Source organism: Acidovorax sp. GW101-11A03, assembly GCF_059424825.1.
In genome coordinates this window covers 11,072-31,648 of the sequence record NZ_JBWKZU010000016.1, presented here as the reverse complement: position 1 = coordinate 31,648, position 20,577 = coordinate 11,072, and the positions used below count along the sequence as shown (strand labels likewise).

Below are 20,577 nucleotides of genomic sequence, written 5' to 3'. Positions count from 1 at the left end.
GCGAGCCCGCAGTTCGTGACCCGACACGCCCCTGGACCCACGGCCTGCGCACAATCTGTGAACGGTTGCGCTGCACCGCGCCACCCGGCCCAAGCAGTATCAAATCAATAGCTGCTCAGGCTTACTGGACGAGCGGTAACGGCCAATTTCATTCAAAGCTTTCATTGCCCAGCACCAGGCGCGCCTTCACGCTCTTGCCCTTGACGCGCCCACTGTTGAGCCGCTGCACGGCCTGCGCGCCAATCGCACGGTCCACGGCCACGTAGGTCGAGAAGTCGTTCACATTGATCTTGCCCACCTGCTCGCGGGTGTAGCCCATGTCGCCGGTCAGCGCGCCCAGCACATCGCCCGCGCGGATCTTCTCCTTGCGGCCCCCGATGATCTGGATGGTGATCATGGGCGGCACCAGCGGGCCGTTGCCCGTAGGCGTGAGGTCGGCCAGCGGGAACCAGCGCGACTCGCGGCCCTGCAGCTGCTCGATCTTGCCCACGCTGCCCATCTCGTCCATGCTGGCCAGGTTCAGCGCCAGGCCTTCGGCATCGCCCCGACCGGTGCGGCCGATGCGGTGGATGTGCACCTCGGGGTCGGGCGTCACGTCCACGTTGATGACAGCTGCCAGATTGGCGATATCGAGGCCGCGCGCCGCCACATCGGTGGCCACCAGCACCGAGCAACTCTTGTTGGCAAACTGCACCAGCACCTGGTCGCGCTCGCGCTGCTCCAGCTCACCAAACAGCGCCAGCGCGCTGAAACCCTGCGCCTGCAGCACGCCCACCAGGTCGCGGCACTGCTGCTTGGTGTTGCAGAACGCAATGGACGAGTCGGGGCGGAAGTGGTTGAGCAGTTGCGACACCACATGCAGGCGCTCGCTGTTCTTCACCTCGTACCAGCGCTGCTCGATCTTGCCCTCGGCATGCTGGGCCTGCACGGTGATCTGCTCGGGCGACTTCATGAACTGGGCGCTCAGTTTGGCGATGCCTTCGGGGTAGGTGGCCGAGAACAACAGGGTCTGGCGCTCTTTGGGGCACTGGCGCGCCACGGTCACGATGTCGTCGAAGAAGCCCATGTCGAGCATGCGGTCGGCTTCGTCCAGCACCAGGGTGTTCAGCGCCTCCAGCGTCAGGTGCTGGCGCTCCAGGTGGTCCATCACCCGGCCGGGTGTGCCCACCACGATGTGCGCACCATGCTCCAGGCTCAGCATCTGGCCGCGCAGCGGCACGCCACCGCACAGGGTCACGACCTTGATGTTCTCCTCGGCGCGCGCCAGGCGGCGGATCTCGGTGGTCACCTGGTCGGCCAGCTCGCGCGTGGGGCACAGCACCAGGGCCTGCACCGCAAAGCGGCGGGGGTTGAGGTTGGCCAGCAGCGCCAGCGCAAACGCGGCCGTCTTGCCGCTGCCGGTGCTGGCCTGGGCGATCAGGTCCTTGCCCAGCAGCGCGGGTGGCAGGCTGGCGGCCTGGATGGGGGTCATGGTGGTGTAGCCCAGCTGCTGCAGGTTGGCCAGCATGGCGGGGCTCAGGGCCAGCGTGCGGAAATCGGTGCTGGCGGGGGTTTCTTTGGAGGTCATGGCCCGATTATCCGGCCCGGGGTATCCGGGCAACTACCTTACGCCCCCGTCAGGGGTATCGGCTATAACCATCGGACACGCACCGAGTGGGACATGCCAGATTCATCCAATGCAGCCAACGCCCCGGGCCAGGGAGGCTCCAGCGACTCGCTGCTGCGCCTGATCGCCGACTCAGTGCCGGCGCTGATGGCCTACTACGACCTGCCCGGCCTGCGCTGCCAGTTTGCCAACCAGGGCTACGCTGCCTACAACGGCCACAGCACCGAATCCATCCTGGGCCTGACCGTGCAGGAGGCCATTGGCGACAAGGCCTGGCAGGCGATCGAGCCGCATGTGGAGCGCTGCGCGCAGGGCGCGCGCGTGAAGTACACCCGCGAGCAGACCCTGCCCAACGGTGAGACGCGGATGATCGAGGTCACCCTGATCCCGCATTTTGGCGACGCGGAGCAGCAGCTCGGCTCGTTCGTGCTCATCACCGACATCACTGAGCGCTGGCGCGCGGAGCGCGAGGTGCGTCAGAGCGAAGAGCGCATGCGCAAGTTCACCGAGGCCACGGACGAAGCCATCGTGTTCCACCGCGACGGCCTCATCACCGACGGCAACGAGGCACTCACCCGGCTCACGGGCTACAGCCTGCAGGAAGTCATCGGCCTGTCGATCTTCAACTTCATCAGCCCCGAATGGCGCGCCACGGCGCTCGAATACACCCGCAGCGGCCGGGAGGACCCGTACGAGGTCACCATCTGCCACAAGGATGGCCACGCCATCCCCGTCGAGGTGGTGGGCAAGACCATGCCCCTGCACCACGCCGACTACCGCATCGTGGTGGTGCGCGACATCACCGCCCGCAAGCAGGCGCAGGAGCGCGAGGCCTTCATCGCCCTGCACGACACCCTCACGCAGCTGCCCAACCGGCATTTCCTCATGGAGCAGCTGTCGCAGGTGCTGTCGCTGGCGCGCAGGCGCCATGGCTCTGTGGCCGTGCTGTTTGTGAACCTGGACCATTTCAAGACCGTGAACGACTCGCTGGGCCACCACGCAGGCGACCAGCTGCTGCGCAACGTGGCCGAGCGCCTGCGCCAGGGCGTGCGCGATGCCGACGTGGTGGCGCGTCTGGGCGGCGACGAGTTTGTGGTGGTGCTGACCGACGTGCAAAACCAGGACGACGTTGCCATGGTGGCCGACAAGCTGCTGGCATCCATGCACGGCGTGTTCACGGTGGACCAGCTGCCGCTCACCATCTCGCCCTCCATCGGCATCAGCCTCTTCCCGGACCATGGCGGCAGCGCCGATGTGCTGCTGCGCTGCGCCGATGCGGCCATGCACCACGCCAAGGAAAGCGGGCGCGGCAACCGCCAGTTCTATGTCTCCAGCATGGATGCCAGCGCACTGGACGTGCTGCAGCAAGAGCGTCAGCTGCGCGAGGCCATTGCCCACAACCACTTCGTTCTGCACTACCAGCCCCAGATCTGCCTGGCCGACGGCACGCTGCAGGGCCTGGAGGCGCTGGTGCGCTGGCGCCACCCGGAGCGCGGGCTGGTGGGCCCGGACGAATTCATCACCTTCTCGGAATCGCGCGGCCTCATCACCCCCATCGGCCGCTGGGTGATGCGCGAGGCCTGCCGTCAGCTCAAGGCCTGGCAGGACCAGGGCCTGGCCCTGGTGCCCATGGCCGTGAACTTCTCGGCCCTGGAATTCCGCCAGCGCGACGTGGCCGCTGAAATCGCCGCCGTCCTGCTCGAAACCGGCCTCGCGCCCCAGTACCTGGAGATCGAGCTGACGGAATCCGTGCTCATGCACCAGACCGGCCAGGTGCTGGGCACCCTCAACGCCCTCAAGGCCCTGGGCGTGGGCATCTCCATTGACGACTTCGGCACGGGCTATTCATCGCTGGCCTATCTCAAGCGCTACCCCATCGACAAGCTCAAGATCGACCGCTCCTTCGTGGCCGACACCCCCGGCAACTCCGACGACGTGGCCATCGTCACCGCCATCATCCAGATGGGCCGCAGCCTGCAGCTCAAAACCGTGGCCGAAGGGGTGGAGACGCAGGCACAGATCGATCTGCTGGCGGGGCTGGGGTGTGACTTGATTCAGGGGTTTGTGGTGTCCGCCCCCCTGGACGCCGAGGCCACGGAGCGCTGGTTGCGGAATGCTCCGGGCTCAGGCCTGTGAAGCGACAGCGTCGGACTGTTCAACCAGCACAAGGCCGGTCATCCCCTGCTTCGTCTCAAGGCTGAATGTTAGCTGAATCGCCCCGGCTGAACTAGACACCTTCGAGCCTCAAACCTGAGGCCCAATAGGAGGTGCCATGACAAAGCAGCCATATCCCGAAGAATGCAAGATCGAAGCGGTCAAGCAGATCACGGAGCGAGGCCACCGGGTGGCCGATGTATCTGCCCGGATCGGCGTGAGCCAGCACAGCCTGTACAAGTGGATCAAGGTCTATTCGGTGCCTGCGCCAGAACGACAGATGCAGACGTCCCAGACTGAGGAGCTGCGGCGGCTGAAGGCTGAACTCAAGCGCGTGACCGAGGAGCGTGACATCCTAAAAAAAGCCGCCGCGTACTTTGCCAGGCAGTCCGGGTGAGGTACGCGTTCATCAAGCAGCATGCGCAGGAACACAGCGTGCGGCGCATGTGCAAGGTGATGCAGCTACACCCCAGCGGCTACTACGCGTGGAAGGCAGCGCCGCAAAGTCCACGGGCCAAGGACGACCAGAGGCTTCTGGGCTTGCTCAAGCAGGCATGGCTGGAGAGTGGCGGTGTCTACGGCTACCGCAAGCTCACGCTGGACATGCGCGACCTGGGCGAGCGTTGCGGCAAGCATCGCGTGGCGCGGTTGCTCAAGATCGAAGGTCTGCGATCGCAGACGGGCTACGGCCGCCGGCCTGGACTGCGAGGCGGTAAGCCCGCGGTGGTCGCGCCAAACCACCTGCAGCGTCAGTTCAAGGTGGATGAGCCCAATCAGTCCTGGGTCACTGACATCACCTACATCCGAACCCACGAAGGCTGGCTGTACCTGGCGGTTGTGGTCGATCTGTTCTCACGCCAGGTAGTGGGCTGGTCCATGGGCAGCCGCATTGACACGAGCCTGGTCCTCGATGCACTGCTGATGGCGCTATGGCGCCGCCAGCCGCGTGCACCTGTCATAGTTCATTCCGATCAAGGCTGTCAGTTCACCGGCCACAAGTGGCAGACCTTTCTGCGCGACCACAACCTAGTCAGCAGCATGAGCCGGCGTGGCAACTGCCACGACAACGCTGTGGCCGAGAGCTTCTTCCAACTGCTCAAGCGCGAACGCATCCGCAGGCGGGTCTATGCAACCCGTGATGATGCGAAAGCGGACGTCTTCAACTACATCGAAATGTTCTACAACTCACAGCGCCGTCATTCATCGGCGGCAGGACTATCCCCTGTAGAGTTCGAACAGCGACATTCCCAACGGCTCAACGGTGTCTAGGAATGCCGGGGCGATTCAGTCTTGTTGGTCTTGAGTCCGCCCTAAACAACTCAGTTCTCAGCAGCAGACCTACCCGCCTGCGGCCGTGTTCATTGACGGGCCGCAGGTGCGGTTTCAGCGGTGCAAATCAGGGTTGCGACACCGGCATGCACAAAAAAAAAGCCGCATCCTCATCCTTAGACGCAGCCTCAGGCTGCGCAGCCAGTGTGTGCTTGCGCGTGATCTACCGAAGGCCCTGGGGCCCGGGCTATCAGGCTTCCTTGTTTTCCTTGATACTGAAACCCATCTGGCTGGTAGCGCCCTTGCCACCCTGAGCGGTCTGCTCGGAGTACTCGGTCTTGATCTTGGCGGCCTGGAAGGCGTAGTTCACCACCACGGTATCGCCAGAGCTGGTGCCGCTCACGGTGACGTTGGTCACCATAACGTCGGTCAGCGTGATCTTGCCGAACTCGATCTGTGTGCCGCCAGCCTTGCACATCGAGATTTCCACTTGCCCCAAGTGCTTGCCAGTCGCGCAGTGCTTCAGCACGGCGGGGTAGCACTTGTCGATGTTGGCAACGATGTTCAGGTTCTGGAAGTCGGCTTTGCCGGCACCGGCACCACCACCGCTGGCCATGGAGTGGGGCTGGGTCACGCCCCAGGTGAAGGACTCAACATCGGTCCAGTCCTTGTGCGCAGCGTCCTTCGACTCACCGCTGGCACCTTCCACTTTCATAAAAATTGCGACTGTCATCACGTACCTCTTCTTGGTTCAAAAATGCAAAACAACTCGCTCGGGCAAAGTGCCCACATACAAGGCTCCACAGGGAATGCAGAGCCTCACAGACAAGCTGATTGGGAAAGGAATGAAGCCAACGGGGACGTGCGCGTTCAGGCAAAGCAGCCCATTGCCGCCCGCCTTCCGAGACCGCCATGCACACACGGGCCACTGGCGTGGCACACCGCTGGCAAAGGCTTGCTTTGATTCCCCTCCCTCGCAAGCTCGTTTGCGGGCGGATGTTAAGTGGACCGGACGAAAAAAAGGGTTTCAAGTAACAGCAAATGAGCGCAACCGGGCAACATAAGCAACAGTGTGTTTCTTGCCCTCAAAAGCCGCGTTTTGTGACTCTTTTTGCAAAACCTTCACGTTAGACTCGCCCGCGATTTCGCAGTTGGGCCAGCAGCACAAGGCAGCTCCCACGCGTTGCGATGTCTGCTCAAACAACCCCATCGAACAGCACGTCGTTCCGGTGTGCGGCGCAACGCCAGGACATTGATCATCAGCCAAGCCAAGCGGTCTGGGTGTTTTGATCTCCACGGCGAGTAACAGCGCCGCTCCGCCGGTCCGTTCTTCTGCTGTCGCTAGGGAAATGTCTTTGCCAGCAGACTGAGTCCAGCTGTAAACCAAGAATGAAAGCAGAGGCGTCTCGCCATGAATGACACCGTTGGAGGATCCGCCAATTGCCTGGCGCCTGGCGTGCAGATCGGAGAGTACCGGTTGCTCGACGTCATCGGCGAGGGTGGTTTTGGCATCGTGTACCGGGCGAGAGATATCAGCCTGGACCGTATCGTAGCCATCAAGGAGTACATGCCCGCAACGCTGGCGGGGCGCAAATCGTCCCATGCTATCCACGTGCGCTCCCAACACCGCGGTGCGTTCGATGCTGGTTTGCGCAGCTTCATCAATGAGGCGCGCCTTTTGGCCAAGTTCTCGCACCCCGCCTTGGTGCATGTGTATCGGTTTTTCGAGCTCAACGGCACAGCCTATATGGTGATGCGCCACTACGAGGGGCAAACGCTCCGCGAGTTTCTGAACACGCAACAGGAACGCATGAACCAGCGCATGCTGGCAGCAATCATCGGCCCCGTCCTGGATGTGGTGGAGATGCTGCATGCAGCAGATTGCTACCACCGGGACATCGCACCCGACAATGTTTTCCTGCAGAACTCCGGAATGCCAGTGCTGCTCGATTTCGGCGCGGCACGCCGCATCATTGGGGACATGACGCAGGCCCTGACGATGGTGCTCAAGCCCGGATTCGCCCCCATCGAGCAGTATGTGGACGACGGCGCCATGCCCCAGGGCGCATGGACGGACATCTACCAGATCGGTGCCATGCTCTATCTGGCAATCACCGGAAAACCGCCGGCCACATCTGTTGCCCGCATGATCAACGACCCGGTCGCAGCGTTGCAGACTGCGGCTTATCCCGGGTACTCTGCCCAGTTCCTGCAAGGGGTCGGGCGCGCACTGGCGGTAAAGCCCCAAGACCGGCCACAGACGGTCTCAGCCCTCAGGGAACTTCTGGGCATCACGACTTTCACCATACCGATGTCTGCGCCGTGGCAAGCCACACCACCATCCGCCGCTGCGCATTTGCCCACCTCGCAACCACTGCAGCCGCATGCTGCTCCAGTCATGGTGACGCCGCAAACATCGGCGCACAACGACGCCGCGGTCGCCGCGAGTTTCGCTGGACCCAATACAAATCTCGCGGCCTGGGATCTGCCGAGTAAAACACCGTCCGCTGGTGCACCTCTGCCGTCTGAAGGGCTCGCAGAATACGCTGCCGCAGCACCCCTTGGAGCAATTCCAGGGTTGCAGGAATCATCCCCCCAAGGGAACACCGCCGCCACCAGGGCCTTGGCTGCGCAACCGGAATTCACCGCCATCCCAGCGACGGCACCGCCGTATCAAGAAGCCCCCCCGGTCCTGCCTCTTTCCCCTGCAGACGCTGCAGCAACACACTCAGCGCCCCCCACCAAGAAAAGGCCTGAAACCCCGCACCACGACGCCGTAACGCAAGCCGGCCGCCGGCAAGCCGGGCCTCACCCGGCAGCAATACGGTGGACAGCAATCATTGTTGCCCTCGCCGCCGCGGTAACGCTGGCCGCATGGTGGGGCACGCATGGCAATCCAGGGAACAAGGGCGGTGCAGGAGTTGCACTTAATCAGGACAGCCAGCATTGGAAAGAAGCACAAGCCAAAGGTACGGTCAGCGCACTGGAAGCCTACCTGAGCGCCCATCCCGCTGGCATGCATCGCAGCGATGCCATGGCCCTCCTCGACCGGATAGAAGTCCAGGAGCCCGCCATCAAGACGCAAGTAGCACCTGAGGCAGCCGCGACAGTCACTGCCGCAGCCCCTGCTGTCGAACACCCCGTACCGGCAGCGGTCGCGATACAAGCCCCTCCCGCTGCCGCCGCTGCGGCAACGTCCACGGCGCCCAGAACAGCCCTCCCCCCTGCGTCGGCAACAGCCTCCGCAGAACCAGCCCCGCCCGCCAAGACACCGCCTAAGCCTGTAGGCGACGTAGGGCGCGTGGTGCTCCGAATCAGCCCCTGGGGCAGAGTTTCCGTGAATGGCAGCTCGCTGGGCACCACTCCCCCACTCACCCACATCGAGCTTCCTGAAGGGTCCCATCGCATTGAGGTGAACAACCCCGCTGCGGCGCCCGTCGTGAAGACCGTGCAGGTGAAAAAAGGCGAACCCGTGGTCATCAGCCACCAGTTCGAGTAGCCCCAGCCCACAGACGACACCTGCTGACATGCGAATGAACGACGCTTTACTGCGATGGGTCGCTTTGTGCTTCTGCGCCAGCGTGGGGGTGGCTGCGGCCTCCACCGACTGCAACGAGCCCCCTGCGGCGGATGCGCGCGGCCCCGACTCTGCGGCTGGGCGTCAGTACCTGGGTCAGGGCATCTCACTCTACGACGCGCGCAAGCTCGACCTGGCGGAGAAGGCCCTGCAGGCATCCTTGTTCGCAGGCCTGCCGGACAGGCGCGAGCGTTCCACCGCGCACAAGTACCTCGCGTTCGTGTACTGCACGAACAAGGAATGGGCGCGATGCGATGCGGCTTTCGATGCAGCCTTCGACGCACGCCCATCGTTTGCGCTGGAAGGGTACGAACTGCAGAACACGCCCTGGCGCGAGGCCTACATCAAAGCGCACGGTAAGCGCGGTGGGCAGTGCAGCCGGCCCGTCGGCCCCCTGGGCGGCAACGAGCTACAGAACCCGGCCCACGCCAACTCCCTCGTCTTTTCCCTCAACAGCACAGTGATCACGGCCATCACGCCCCTGCTGCCGATAGCGGGTGGTTCTTCGCTGCAGGACGTTGCGCCCTCTAGTGCACTGGGTGCGCGCAGGCAGCTTCGCACCGAAAACAATGTACAGCTTCGCATATCCCCATGGGCCAACGTGACCCTCAACGGAAAGCGGCTTGGCGTCACGCCGCCGCTCACGGAACTCAAGCTCCCGACAGGCTCCCACAGCATCGACCTCAGCAACCCCGGCTTTGAGACCGTTCGCAAGACCCTCAAGGTCGAACCCGACCAAACGATCACGATCACCCATGACTTTGACGCGAGATAAATCCATGCGAACCCGTTACTGGAGCGCCCTGATCATTGCCTGCGCCGGGCTGCTCTTGACTGCTTGCGAGACAGCACCAAAGGCCCCCGAGCCCAAGGTCGAGGCCCCGCCACCGCCTCCGCCGCCGGCCCCTGAGCCCGTCGCACCGGTGGATCCGCGCGCGCAGAAGGAGGCAATGCTGACTGAAGCGCTCAACGTGTATGCGGAGGGCCAGTTCGACGAAGCGATTGCCAAGCTGACGCCGCTGGCCGATGCCTCCGAGCTGCCGCTGACCTCACAGATCAAAGCCCGAAAGTTCATGGCATTCAGCCACTGCGCCGCTGGACGGCCGCGCCCCTGCAGACAGCAGTTTGAACTCGCCCTGGAGCAGGACCCGACGTTCCAGCTGACGGAGGCGGAGAAGGGCCACCCTGTCTGGGGCCGCGAGTTCATCAACGCCCGCAATGCCGCGCGATCCAAGCGCAATACCCGCAAGACACCCTGACCGAGCCCCGAGACAACGCGAGCACAGATACGCAATGGACAAGATAGAACTGGTGGTCACGCACCAAGCTGGCAGCCCGGTGGGTCGCCATTGGTCTGCCATCTTTGGGATGGCGGGCGGAACCGTGGGACGCGCAGGGCAGAACAAGCTGGTCCTGCCCGATGACGATGCGATGGTCGCGCGCGTGCATGCCATGGTCCGCCTGGATTCCGACCAAGCCTACATAGCCAACCTGTGCGAACGCCGCTCCGTGCAGGTGGACGGGCTGGAGGTTCTGTCCGGCCAGGAAGTGCCGCTCGTACCCGGTGCGACCATCGGAATCGGGCCCTACCAGTTGCGTGCACTGGTTCCAGGTCTGCAACTGGATGCGCCGACTGCAAGAGCGGCGACCTCTCATCCTTCAGCCGATGCTATTGCGTGGGGCACGCCAGTGGTTAAGCCTGGCGCGGAGCCGGGGGTATCCACGCCGGGGGCCAGCGCTGCAGCGCCGAGGTTCGATCTCGCGTCCCTGCCCAACCCCTGGGCTGACATTCCGCCCATCGTCGGAGGGGATATGCATATTCCGGATCTCCTGCCCTCGTCCATGCCCGAGGCGCTGCCGCAGCCGACGACAGACAGCCCTGCAGATGCCAACCCGTTCGCCATGCTGGGCCGAGTGGAAGCCCCCTCTGTCATGGAGCAGTTCCACGAACAGCCGACCGCCGAGCCAACGCCAGGCGATCCTCCAGGCGCCGCCTCTTCGGCAACAGCCACCGTGGTCACGGATATGCTGCCGGCGATCAGCCCGGCCGAGCACATGCCGCCCCATCCATTCGAAATTTCGGCCACCAAAGCAGCACCAGCGAAGCCGACCACGCACCGTGCGATGGTCATACCCGACGATTTCGACCCGTTCGCAGCCGACCCCAAGGAGCAGGCCCTCCACCGTGACCCCTGGAGCGGAGATCTTGCCGCCAAGAGCCTGGCCGAGGTGGCGCAGCTCAAGCACGACGACCTGCTCCAGGCCTTGCCCAGGACGGGTGAATTTGCGGGTGAGATGGACAACGCCACACACACCGGCTTGCCCCAGCAGTTGGACCCAACCATCGAACTCAACCCGCTGAAGCTCTTTCGCGAACCCGGTGAGTCGATGTATGCAGAGCCAGAAGACCATGGCATGTCCCGCGGCTCGGACCTGGCCCAGGTGTTCAACATGCCGCGCGATGCGCAACAACGCCGTGTCGAGGCAGTCGCAGCGCCGGTGCCCCCCCCGCCCGCAGCGCCCGTAGTGCAGGCCGGTCTTCATGCCATGCAAGGGCTGGACCTGGCCCTGTTCGGCGGCGACGCAGCGCAAGCCATTCCATCTGCGGACTTGCTGGACATCACCAGCATCAACGCGCGGCAAGGCGAAACAGCCTCCGCCAATCCACCCGCTCCAGTACTGCAGACCACAGACATATCCGACCGGCTCATCAGGACGACCTGCCAGGATATGGTGCAGCCGTCGCAGCGCATCCAAACTCCGACACAGGAACACGCACAGATCCTGGCGGAGACCACACGTTTTTCCCATTCCGCATCGCAGTTGCCGGGCAGCCCGTCGCTGCAAGCCCAGGAAGACCGCGTCACGCCCGCAGCCGCCCATGCCCAGGCGCACATGCCTTCCACGGCCGCTTCGCTGGAAGCGCTCGCAACCGCTTTTCTAGAAGGGGCCGCCATAGAGCCAGGCAAAATCAACGTCGCAATCACGCCGGACTTCATGCGTGCATTTGGCGAAGTGCTGCGTGTGGCGGTGCAAGGCTCCATCGATCTGCTCTCGGCGCGCTCGGAAATCAAGCGCGAGTTCCGCGCGGACGTCACCATCATCGCTTCAGGCGCCAACAACCCGCTCAAGTTCCTGCCCACCGCAGACGGCGTGATGCTGCAGCTTGCGGGCCAAACGTTCCCAGGGTTCATGAAACCTGTGCCCGCCATGAAGGAGGCGTACCAGGACCTGGCGGTGCACCAGATTGCGCTGATGGCGGGTATCCGCGCCGCCTACGCCGAGGCTGTCGCACGTCTAAGCCCCGCAGAGCTGGAAAAGGACGCCACGGCGGCCCCTGGCCTGCTAGCCAAGATATCGAGCGTGCACCGCAAAGCCGCGCTGTGGGACGATTTCCAGCAGCGGTACGAATCTGTTCGTCGCCATGCGGAAGATGACCTGATGGCGTTCTCCGGGCAAACCTTCGTGGACGCCTATGAAGCTGCCGCACAGTCTGCAAAGGGGCATGTGTGATCGCTCATATCGCTGGGGATGCGCACCGCCTGCAGCTATCGGTGTCAGCCATTACCGACCAAGGCGGCCGTGCCTCGAATGAAGACTATCTGGGCATGATCGACCTGGGCCCCAAGGGTTTTTGCTGCACCTTGGCGGATGGGGCGGGAGGCCACGGCAATGGTGCGCTGGCCGCGCGACTCACGGTGGACGCCGTGCTGGGCGGCTACCGCGAAAACCCCATGTTCGCGCCCGCCAGCCTGGCATCGCTGATCTTCCGCGCGGAACACACGGTGTCCGAAGAACAGCCCACATCCGCCTCGCGAATGCACATGAGCGCCACCGTGGTGCTGCTGTGCATTGAACCGGTCAGCGGCCGCGCGCTCTGGGCCCATTGGGGCGACTCGCGCCTGTACTGGTTCCGCGACGGCAAGGTCCACCGCATGACCGAAGACCACAGCGTGGTGCAGCAGCTTTTGCACGCGGGCATGTATGCCAACGGAGACCCGCGTTCGCTGCCCAACCGCAGCGTCCTGGCCGGAGCGGTCGGGGCCGAATCCCAAGTGCCTCCCACCGTGCTGCATGAGTCCATCGAACTGATGGAGGGCGACGCCTTCTTGCTGTGTTCCGACGGCCTCTGGGAAAACCTGCACGAATCCGCAATGGAGCAAGCGCTTCAGTCCGCAGAGCGGCCCGATGTCTGGCTGCAGGACATGGCCGGTGCCGTCCGCTCCAAGGGCCGCCCCCACCAGGACAACCTTAGCGCGCTCGCCGTGTGGGTGTCCGCGAACCCAACCCCCAACTGAACCCACTGCCCACTCAACGGGAGGATGCCGCCATGCAGATGACCAAGAACGCCGTATCCAGGCGCACGATCCTGAAGACCGCCCCCTGGCTGTCGATGGCTGCGCTTCCGCTGTCCGGGTGTGGCGTGGTGAACACGCTGAACCGCCCGAGCGAAGCGCCCACTGGGGTGCCATCGGCCACCATCGAGATCATGGCCGAGCGCAGTCTGAACCCTGACGTGGACGGTATGCCCAAGCCGGTGCTGTTGCGCATCTACGAGCTGCGCACACCCGCCACGTTCGAACGCTCCAGTTTCTTCGACCTGCTAGACAAAGACGAGAGCCAGCTCGGCGGCGACTTCGTGCGGCGCGAAGAAGTATTGATTGCGCCCGGAGAGCGTCGCGTCATCGAACGCAAGGGCAACCCCGACGTGCGCGCCTTTGGTTTTTTCGCGAGCTACCGTGACCTCGAGCGCAGTACTTGGCGTACGCATATTGATGCCCCGAACTCGGTGGAAATGCGCCGACGCTGGTGGGGGCTCGGTGAAACCCAGCGGCTCAAGCCCGTTCATTACCTGGTCACGGTCTCACGCGACGCCGTCCGGGTGCAGCATCAAATCACTTCGAGGTAGAACCATGGTTTGGCAACGCAAGGTGGTGTGGGCCGAGGGCATGTTCCTGCGCCCACAGCACTTTCAACAACAAGAGCGGTACACGGACTTCCTGGTCCAGGGACGCGCCCTTCCTGCCCAGCCGTTCTACTGGGGGTTTTCGGAGCTGACCCTGGACACCCAGATGTTGGCACTGGGCAAGATTGCCCTGGTCTCGGCAAAGGGCGTGCTGCCCGACGGGACACCGTTCCAGATCCCGCAGGTGGATGAAGCCCCGCCGCCGCTCGATGTGGGCAAGGACATCAAGGACGCACTGATCCACCTGTCGCTCCCTCTACGGCGGCGCAGCGGCGCTGAAGTGACCCTGTCCGAGGGTGACACAGGCATGACGCGTTACCAAGTGCAGGTGCAGGAAGTGGCAGATACCAACGATGTGGGGGCACAGCCGGCCGAAGTGCAGTTGGGCATCGCACGCTTCAGCCTGCGCGCGTCGCAGGACCTGTCCGAGGGCTGGGTGTCTTTGCCCGTGGCCCATGTGGTGGAACGCAAAGCCGACGGCGCAGCGCTGTTGGACAAGAGCTTCATCCCGACGGTGGTCAACAACTCCGAGATATCCGCGCTGTTCGCATTTTGCCGCGAGCTTCACGGGCTGCTGCGCCAACGGGGTGCCGCACTGGAAGAACGGCTGATCCAGCCAGGGCGAGGCGGCGTCGGCGAGGTGGGCGACTTTCTGATGCTGCAGTTCATCAACCGCTGGGAGCCCGCCGTGGAGCACTGGGTCAGGGTTTGCACTATCCACCCCGAGCGCCTCTTCGATGACCTTTTGAAGATGGCAGGCGAGCTGGCCACCTTCACCCGCGAGCAGCGGCGTCCCGCACCGCTGCCCGCCTACGACCACGATGATCTGCGCAGCTGCTTCCCGCCCCTGATGCTGGAACTTCGCCGCGGCCTGTCGTCGGTGCTTGAGCAGAACGCGATCCAGATTGAGCTGCAGGAGCGGCAGTACGGCGTGCGCGTGGCCATCATCCCGTCCACGGAGCTGCTGACCACCTGTGATTTCGTGCTCGCGGTGCATGCCCAAACCACGGTGGAGTTCCTGCGCACCCACTTTCCCACACAGACGAAGCTGGGGCCAGTCGAGAAGATCCGGGATCTCGTCAACCTTCATTTGCCGGGTGTCACCCTGCGGTCGCTGTCCGTGGCGCCGAGAGAGATTCCCTACCACGCCGGGTACTCCTACTTCGAGGTGGACACCACACACGACCTGTGGCGCCAGCTCAACAGCTCGGGCGGCCTGGCCATGCATGTCTCCGGCGAGTTCCCCGAACTGCAGCTGGAATTCTGGGCGATCCGCAGATAAGAAAAATCCATGTCGATCCCAATGACGGACAACGTCTTCGCTTTCAGCGCCAGTGACCATACCAAGCATGACGCACACAGCATGCCTGACACATCTATGCCCACGCCCACAGCCGATGCCGTGCCGAGAACCAATCTGCCCGATGTGGTCAGCGGTGGCAATCCACTGGTCGCATCTGCCAATGTGCTACTCAACCTCATTCCGCAGATCCGAGCGATGGCGTCGAATGCAGACCCTGAAGGCTTTCAGCGCCTGCTGCTCGCCAACATCCGCGACTTCGAGCGCAGCGCCGGTGTGGCAAGCGTACCTATCGAGACCGTAATCGGCGCCCGGTATTGCCTGTGTACCGTGGTGGATGAGGCTGCCGCGCAGACACCGTGGGGCGGCTCCGGCGTCTGGCCCAAGTTCAGCCTGCTGGTGGCTCTGCACAACGAGACCTGGGGCGGAGAGAAGTTCTTCCAGCTGCTCGCCAAGCTGGTGCAGACACCCCACCAGCACATCGACCTGATCGAGCTGATGTACTTTTGCCTGATGCTCGGCTTCGAAGGCCGCTACCGTGTGATCGAGAACGGCCGCAGCCAGTTGGAAACGCTCAAGGCCCGTCTGCTGGCTCTGATAGAAAGCACCCGTGGCGACCGCAGCGGTGCGCTGTCGATCCGCTGGAAGGGCGAAGAGCGCAAGGCTGCGCCCCCCTGGACGATGGTGCCCCTGTGGGTGGCCACAGTACTCACACTGCTGCTCGCCTTTGCTCTGTTCCTCTGGTTCAATTACCGGCTTGCGGCGCAGTCCGACGCGCTATTCGCCTCCATCAACGCCATCCGGTTCCCCAAAGCCATCGCTGCCGTCGCGAGCGTGGACAAGCCGAGACTGCGCCAGTTCCTTGAACCCGAAATTCGGGAAGGCCTGGTCGAGGTCATCGACCAAGCCGACCGAAGCACCATCATCCTGCGCGGTGACGGCCTGTTCGACCTGGGCTCCAACGTGGTCAAGCCCCGTTACGTGCAGGTGATCGAACGTATTGCTGCCGCGCTGAATGAGGTGCCCGGCAAGGTGGTCGTGAACGGTTACACCGACAACTCCCCTATCCGCACTGCCAGGTACCCGTCCAACTGGCACCTGTCGCAAGACCGGGCCCGGTCGGTCTCCGACATGCTGTTGCGCACCGTGCGAGATGGACAGCGCGTCCACGCGGAAGGCCGTGGAGAGGCCGACCCCGTGGCCCCCAACACCACGAGCGAAGGCAAGGCAAGGAACCGTCGCGTGGAGATCGTACTGCTAGTAGCACCCCAGGTGCGCGACAGCGAATTGCAGCTCAGCGGCAATGCCCCGCAGATTGAAGGCATCAAGAAATGAGCATGCTGAGAAACATGGCAGCGCTGCTGTTCAATCGCTTTACCCTCGCCTTCATCGGGTTGGTCCTGCTTAGCCTGGTGATCTGGTTCATCGGCCCCCTGGTCTACATCAAGCCTTATCAGCCCCTGGAGAGCGAGAGTGTTCGCTGGGCACTGATCGCCGCGCTGTTTGTGATCTGGGTGATCAAACTCCTCTTCCACTGGTGGCGCGCCAAGCGCATGAACGACAAGCTGATGGGACAAATCGCACGGCTCACAGCTGGCCACGATACGCCCCAGGAACTGATGCCCGGACAGGAGGAGGTTGCAGAGCTGGAAGGGCGCTTCAAGGAGGCCGTAGAAGTCCTGTCCAAGACACGCTTCGGTGCCACCGAGAGCGGCCTCTTCGGCCGTTTCACCAAGCGCTATGTGTATCAGCTGCCCTGGTACCTGATCATCGGCTCGCCAGGCTCTGGCAAGACCACCGCACTGATCAACTCCGGGCTCGACTTCCCGTTGGCTGAGCAGTTCGGCAAGGGCTCCATCCGGGGCGTGGGCGGCACGCGCAACTGCGACTGGTGGTTCACCGACCAGGCGGTGCTGCTCGATACCGCCGGCCGGTACACGACGCAGGAAAGCGACGCCGTGCAGGACAAGGCCGCCTGGTCGGGTTTCCTGCAACTGCTCAAGCGCTTTCGCGGCCGGCAGCCCATCAACGGTGTCATCGTCGCGCTCAGCGTACAGGAGCTGCTGAGCAGCACCGAAGGGGAACGCGCACGCTTGGCCAAGACCATCGGCACCCGGCTCGGTGAGCTGTGCGACGAACTGGCGATCAAGTTCCCGGTGTACGTCCTGATCACCAAGGCCGACCTGCTGGCGGGCTTCAATGAGTTCTTTGGCCAGATGACGCGCGACGAGCGCTCGCAGGTCTGGGGCTTTACCCAGCAGTACAAGGAGAATGCGTCCGCAGGCGACCCCACCGCGCAATTCACCGCCGAGTTCGATGCACTGGTCGCGCAGATCAACCGTCTCCTCCCCCAACGCCTGCTGGCGGAACCCGATCTTTCACGGCGCGGGCTGATCTATGGGCTGCCCCAGCAGTTCGTGGGTCTGCGCGAACTTGTGCACCAGACATTGCAGGAGGCATTCTCGTCGTCCCGCTTCAAGGAAAAGCCGCTGTTCCGCGGCGTGTATTTCACCAGCGGAACGCAGGAGGGCATGCCTTTCGACCGGGTGCTGTCGGCACTCAAGCGACGCTTTGCCATCGCCAACCCCATGAGGCCTGGCGCTGGACAACAAGGCAAGAGCTTCTTCATCGAGACCCTTTTCAAAGGGGTGATGTTCAACGAAGCGGGGTTGACTGGCCGCAACGCCAAGAAAGAGCGCCAGCTCAGGCTGTTGCAGGCCGGAGGCCTCATCGGCCTTGCCCTGGCACTGAGCGGCGCAGCGCTGGCCTGGAGCATCAGCCACCAGAACAACCTGGCTTATCTGGAGGAGGTCAAGGCGAGTGCAAGCACCTTGCGCCAGGCCGTCGAAGACGCCAAGACCAGCGACCCGGAAAATCTGGTGGCGCTGCTGCCCCTGCTGGACCATGCCGAATCCCTCGCAGTGAGCGAGCGCTATACAGGCTCTCCACCGCTGAGCTGGCGTTGGGGCCTGCTGCAGGTGCCGAAGGTGGAAACAGCCGCCGACACCACCTACCTGCGCCTGCTGGAAGACGCGTGGCTGCCTGGCATCGTGCGACAACTGCGCCGCTCGCTGCAGCAAGCCTCGACCAGCAACCCCGAAGCCAGCTACGAAGCGCTGAAGGCCTATCTCATGGTCCATGACGCTGACCGCTTCGACGCACGGACGGTGAAGGCGTGGATCCGGCACGAGTGGGATGCAAGCCTTACGCCGCAACTACTGCAGGCCGGCGTGGGCGACCGCCTTTCGCACCATCTGGACCGTCTCATGGACGGTCGTTTGGCGCTCTCGCCGACCCCGATCGACACCGTGCTCGTGGCCGAGGTGCGCCAGCGCTTGGCGCAGATGTCTCCCGCCCAGCGCGCTTACAGCCGTTTGAAGCAACTGCTGATCACGGGCACCAATCTGCCGGCGGATTTCAGCGTGGTGCGCGCCAGCGGCCCCGAGGCGCCGCAGGTGTTCAGTCGCCGCAGCGGCAGACCACTCACCCAGGGGATCTCCGGCCTGTTCACTTACGACGGATACCACGGCGTGTTCCTGCACGAGCTACCCAAGATCACCACATTGCTGTCCAAGGAGGAAGGCTGGGTACTGGGGCAGGCCGACGGCAAACGCAGTACCACGCAGGAAGTGCTGACCGGTCAGGTGGCCAACGAAGTGAAACGCCTGTACTTGATGGAATACGCCAAGCTCTGGGAAGACTACCTGGCCGACGTGCGGCCCACCCGCATAGGCTCGCTGGACCAGGCGGGGGAGCAAGCGCGCCTGTACTCCTCCGCCAATTCAAGCCTGGAACAGTTCATCCGCGCCGTCTCCAAGGAAACAACGCTCGCGCGGCGGCCCGACGCGGACGCGGACAGCAGTGGCGCCAGCACCAGCAGTTGGCTGGGAGAAAAGCTCAACCGCATCCGTGAAGAGCAGCGGCAGCTCAGCAGGCTGACTGGCAAGCAAGTCAACGTGGGCGGCCTCACACCCAGCGGAACGCTCGAAGCGGACATCGTGGATTTTCGATTCCGCGAGTACCGGCGCCTGGCCACGAGCAATGGCTCGGGCCCGTCACCATTGACGCAAAGCCTACAGGTACTCAACGAGGCATCCGCAGTTATCGCGTCGGCACGGCAGCAGGTGAAATCGGGCGGCACCATCCCGCCGACATTGTCCTCTACCCTCGAAAGAGTGCGTGCCGAAGCCAAGCGCTTGCCCCCTCCGCTCAACCTCATGTACACCGACCTGGCTGAAGCGACGTCCACCATGGTCGGGCGGGACGTGCGCAGCACCATCGGCGGCAACCTGAATGCGACCATCGGAGACTTTTGCCGCCGCGCTGTGCTCGGCAGGTACCCCTTCACGCGCAGCGCCGGCCGAGACGTCACTGCCGATGATTTCGCCAAGCTGTTCGCCGTGGGCGGTGTCATGGACGATTTCTTCCGCAGCACCCTGCAACCCATGGTCGACATCTCGGCCTCCACCTGGACTTTCAAACAAGGCGTGGACGGCACCCCTGTCGGTGGGTCAGCGTCGCTCGCGTCCTTCCAGAAGGCGGCCACGATCCGCGATGTCTACTTCCGCGCAGGGGGCAAGGCGCCCGGAATCCGCCTGGACATCAAGCCCATCGAGATGGACGCGACCATCTCCCAGATGGTGCTGGACGTGGACGGCGACGTGCTTCGGTACCAGCACGGGCCGCAGATTCCGAAGTCCATGAACTGGCCGGGCACACGCGGCACGGGCCAGGTCAGGCTGCAGATCACGAGTGCCAACGGCGAAAACTCTGGACTGGTCACCGAAGGGCCATGGGCGCTGCACCGGCTGTTCGACCGCGCGCAGATTCTTCCGGGCAACGCGCCGGAGAAATTTGCCGCTGTCTTCAACGTGGACGGACGCAGGGTGCGGTTTGAAGTCACCACCAGCAGCGTCTTCAACCCGTTCCGACTCAAGTCGATGGAGGAGTTCGAATGCCCGAGCAACCTCTAAGCGCTGACCACCGCAGCATGCTGGCGCCGTCCGTCGCCTGGTACGGCAAACTGCCGAGTCTGGGTGACTTTGCGGGCCGACGCATGCCGCATGCACTCACTTCAGAGTGGGATGCCTGGCTGCGCGAGGGAATGGAAGAGCTGCGCCGAGCAGATGACACGGGCTGGCCGGAGACGTTTGTGAACGCTCCGCTGTGGTTCTTTATTGCCCCTGTGGCGGCCCTCGGCTCACCGGCGATTGGCGCGCTGGCGCCCAGCATGGACCGCGTGGGCCGCTACTACCCACTCACCGTGATGGCCACGGCACCGCACGAGGGCTGCCCCTTTGCGGACGACCTGCAGGTCAAAGCCTTTCTGGCTGGTGCGCGTTCGGCCATCGTGGACGCGCGCCGCAGCCCGCTCTCCGTCGATGAGCTCGACAGGAGGATCAGCCAACTGCCCAGCCCCTTCGAGACCACGCACTCCGGCGAGCGTGAACCGTCCCTCATCGACGACATCCTGTCGGACCTGAATCAAGCCTCGCGTGCCCACCAGGCTGCGGCGAACGACCATGCCGACAACATCGTGCTGCCCACAGGTGACTGGAGAGCACGCACTGCCCCGCAGCGCGAGCAAAGTCTGTGGTGGGTCTCGCCCACGATTCGCATTGGCTACCAAGAACTACTGCACCAGGGCGCAAGCGACCGCTGGCTCTTCACGCAGCTGTTCTCCAGGCACTGACAAAACAGCCCCC

14 protein-coding genes are annotated in these 20,577 nt (G+C 63.7%); 12 read left to right on the top strand and 2 right to left on the bottom strand.

Annotated features, from left to right (window positions below; all coding sequences use genetic code 11):
- Nucleotides 1-148: 148 nt before the first annotated feature.
- The gene (dbpA, locus tag AC07Z7_RS09095) at nt 149-1,567 is read right to left on the bottom strand and encodes an ATP-dependent RNA helicase DbpA (RefSeq protein ID WP_494766076.1); all 1,419 of its coding nucleotides are present in this window, start codon (nt 1,565-1,567) and stop codon (nt 149-151) included.
- Nucleotides 1,568-1,660: 93 nt separating this feature from the next.
- On the opposite strand from dbpA, the gene AC07Z7_RS09090 reads away from it, so the two are divergent.
- Both AC07Z7_RS09090 and AC07Z7_RS09085 read left to right on the top strand, forming a co-directional pair.
- Nucleotides 1,661-3,742, top strand: a complete 2,082-nt coding sequence (locus tag AC07Z7_RS09090; RefSeq protein WP_494766075.1) for a putative bifunctional diguanylate cyclase/phosphodiesterase — start codon at nt 1,661-1,663, stop codon at nt 3,740-3,742.
- A 136-nt stretch (nt 3,743-3,878) separates the two neighbouring features.
- A protein-coding gene (locus AC07Z7_RS09085) for an IS3 family transposase (protein ID WP_494766074.1) occupies nt 3,879-5,029 on the top strand; the annotation gives its coding sequence in 2 pieces (ribosomal slippage) (nt 3,879-4,116 and nt 4,116-5,029; 1,152 coding nt in all).
- A gap of 250 nt (nt 5,030-5,279) precedes the next feature.
- Here AC07Z7_RS09085 and AC07Z7_RS09080 read toward each other — a convergent pair.
- Complete coding sequence (locus tag AC07Z7_RS09080) at nt 5,280-5,762, bottom strand: Hcp family type VI secretion system effector (protein ID WP_056409670.1); 483 nt, start codon at nt 5,760-5,762, stop codon at nt 5,280-5,282.
- Nucleotides 5,763-6,440: 678 nt separating this feature from the next.
- On the opposite strand from AC07Z7_RS09080, the gene AC07Z7_RS09075 reads away from it, so the two are divergent.
- The 10 genes from AC07Z7_RS09075 to tagF are packed head-to-tail and all read left to right on the top strand — an operon-like array spanning nt 6,441 to nt 20,564.
- Nucleotides 6,441-8,528 (top strand): protein kinase domain-containing protein, encoded by a 2,088-nt coding sequence (locus AC07Z7_RS09075; protein WP_494766073.1) that lies wholly within the window; start codon nt 6,441-6,443, stop codon nt 8,526-8,528.
- Between the two features lie 34 nt (nt 8,529-8,562).
- Nucleotides 8,563-9,381 (top strand): PEGA domain-containing protein, encoded by an 819-nt coding sequence (locus tag AC07Z7_RS09070; protein WP_252661361.1) that lies wholly within the window; start codon nt 8,563-8,565, stop codon nt 9,379-9,381.
- Nucleotides 9,362-9,865, top strand: coding sequence for a TssQ family T6SS-associated lipoprotein (locus AC07Z7_RS09065; protein ID WP_252661362.1), 504 nt, complete (start codon nt 9,362-9,364; stop codon nt 9,863-9,865). The genes AC07Z7_RS09070 and AC07Z7_RS09065 overlap by 20 nt, the downstream gene beginning before the upstream one ends.
- A gap of 34 nt (nt 9,866-9,899) precedes the next feature.
- Entirely contained in the window at nt 9,900-12,119 is a 2,220-nt protein-coding gene (gene tagH, locus AC07Z7_RS09060; RefSeq protein WP_494766072.1) for a type VI secretion system-associated FHA domain protein TagH, read from the top strand.
- The gene (locus AC07Z7_RS09055) at nt 12,116-12,904 is read left to right on the top strand and encodes a PP2C family protein-serine/threonine phosphatase (protein WP_494766071.1); all 789 of its coding nucleotides are present in this window, start codon (nt 12,116-12,118) and stop codon (nt 12,902-12,904) included. The genes tagH and AC07Z7_RS09055 overlap by 4 nt, the downstream gene beginning before the upstream one ends.
- A 32-nt stretch (nt 12,905-12,936) precedes the next feature.
- Nucleotides 12,937-13,515: a type VI secretion system lipoprotein TssJ gene (gene tssJ / locus AC07Z7_RS09050; RefSeq protein WP_252661365.1), complete on the top strand. Its 579-nt coding sequence runs from the start codon at nt 12,937-12,939 to the stop codon at nt 13,513-13,515.
- 4 nt (nt 13,516-13,519) lie between these two features.
- Nucleotides 13,520-14,854: a type VI secretion system baseplate subunit TssK gene (gene tssK / locus AC07Z7_RS09045; protein ID WP_494766070.1), complete on the top strand. Its 1,335-nt coding sequence runs from the start codon at nt 13,520-13,522 to the stop codon at nt 14,852-14,854.
- A gap of 9 nt (nt 14,855-14,863) precedes the next feature.
- Nucleotides 14,864-16,207: a DotU family type VI secretion system protein gene (locus AC07Z7_RS09040; protein ID WP_494766069.1), complete on the top strand. Its 1,344-nt coding sequence runs from the start codon at nt 14,864-14,866 to the stop codon at nt 16,205-16,207.
- Nucleotides 16,208-16,221: 14 nt separating this feature from the next.
- Nucleotides 16,222-19,845 (top strand): type VI secretion system membrane subunit TssM, encoded by a 3,624-nt coding sequence (gene tssM / locus AC07Z7_RS09035; protein ID WP_494766068.1) that lies wholly within the window; start codon nt 16,222-16,224, stop codon nt 19,843-19,845.
- On the top strand, nt 19,827-20,564 hold the full coding sequence (gene tagF, locus AC07Z7_RS09030) for a type VI secretion system-associated protein TagF (protein WP_494766067.1): 738 nt from the start codon (nt 19,827-19,829) through the stop codon (nt 20,562-20,564). Before tssM ends, tagF begins: the two co-directional genes overlap by 19 nt.
- Nucleotides 20,565-20,577: the final 13 nt, after the last annotated feature.

Coding starts and splice junctions, on each gene's coding strand:
- tssM (WP_494766068.1), top strand. CDS start 16,222: ATGGCAGCGCTGCTGTTCAATCGCTTTACCCTCGCCTTCATCGGGTTG.
- AC07Z7_RS09065 (WP_252661362.1), top strand. CDS start 9,362: ATGACTTTGACGCGAGATAAATCCATGCGAACCCGTTACTGGAGCGCC.
- tssK (WP_494766070.1), top strand. CDS start 13,520: ATGGTTTGGCAACGCAAGGTGGTGTGGGCCGAGGGCATGTTCCTGCGC.
- AC07Z7_RS09075 (WP_494766073.1), top strand. CDS start 6,441: ATGAATGACACCGTTGGAGGATCCGCCAATTGCCTGGCGCCTGGCGTG.
- AC07Z7_RS09070 (WP_252661361.1), top strand. CDS start 8,563: ATGAACGACGCTTTACTGCGATGGGTCGCTTTGTGCTTCTGCGCCAGC.
- AC07Z7_RS09040 (WP_494766069.1), top strand. CDS start 14,864: ATGTCGATCCCAATGACGGACAACGTCTTCGCTTTCAGCGCCAGTGAC.
- tagF (WP_494766067.1), top strand. CDS start 19,827: ATGCCCGAGCAACCTCTAAGCGCTGACCACCGCAGCATGCTGGCGCCG.
- tagH (WP_494766072.1), top strand. CDS start 9,900: ATGGACAAGATAGAACTGGTGGTCACGCACCAAGCTGGCAGCCCGGTG.
- AC07Z7_RS09090 (WP_494766075.1), top strand. CDS start 1,661: ATGCCAGATTCATCCAATGCAGCCAACGCCCCGGGCCAGGGAGGCTCC.
- dbpA (WP_494766076.1), bottom strand. CDS start 1,567: ATGACCTCCAAAGAAACCCCCGCCAGCACCGATTTCCGCACGCTGGCC.
- tssJ (WP_252661365.1), top strand. CDS start 12,937: ATGCAGATGACCAAGAACGCCGTATCCAGGCGCACGATCCTGAAGACC.
- AC07Z7_RS09080 (WP_056409670.1), bottom strand. CDS start 5,762: ATGACAGTCGCAATTTTTATGAAAGTGGAAGGTGCCAGCGGTGAGTCG.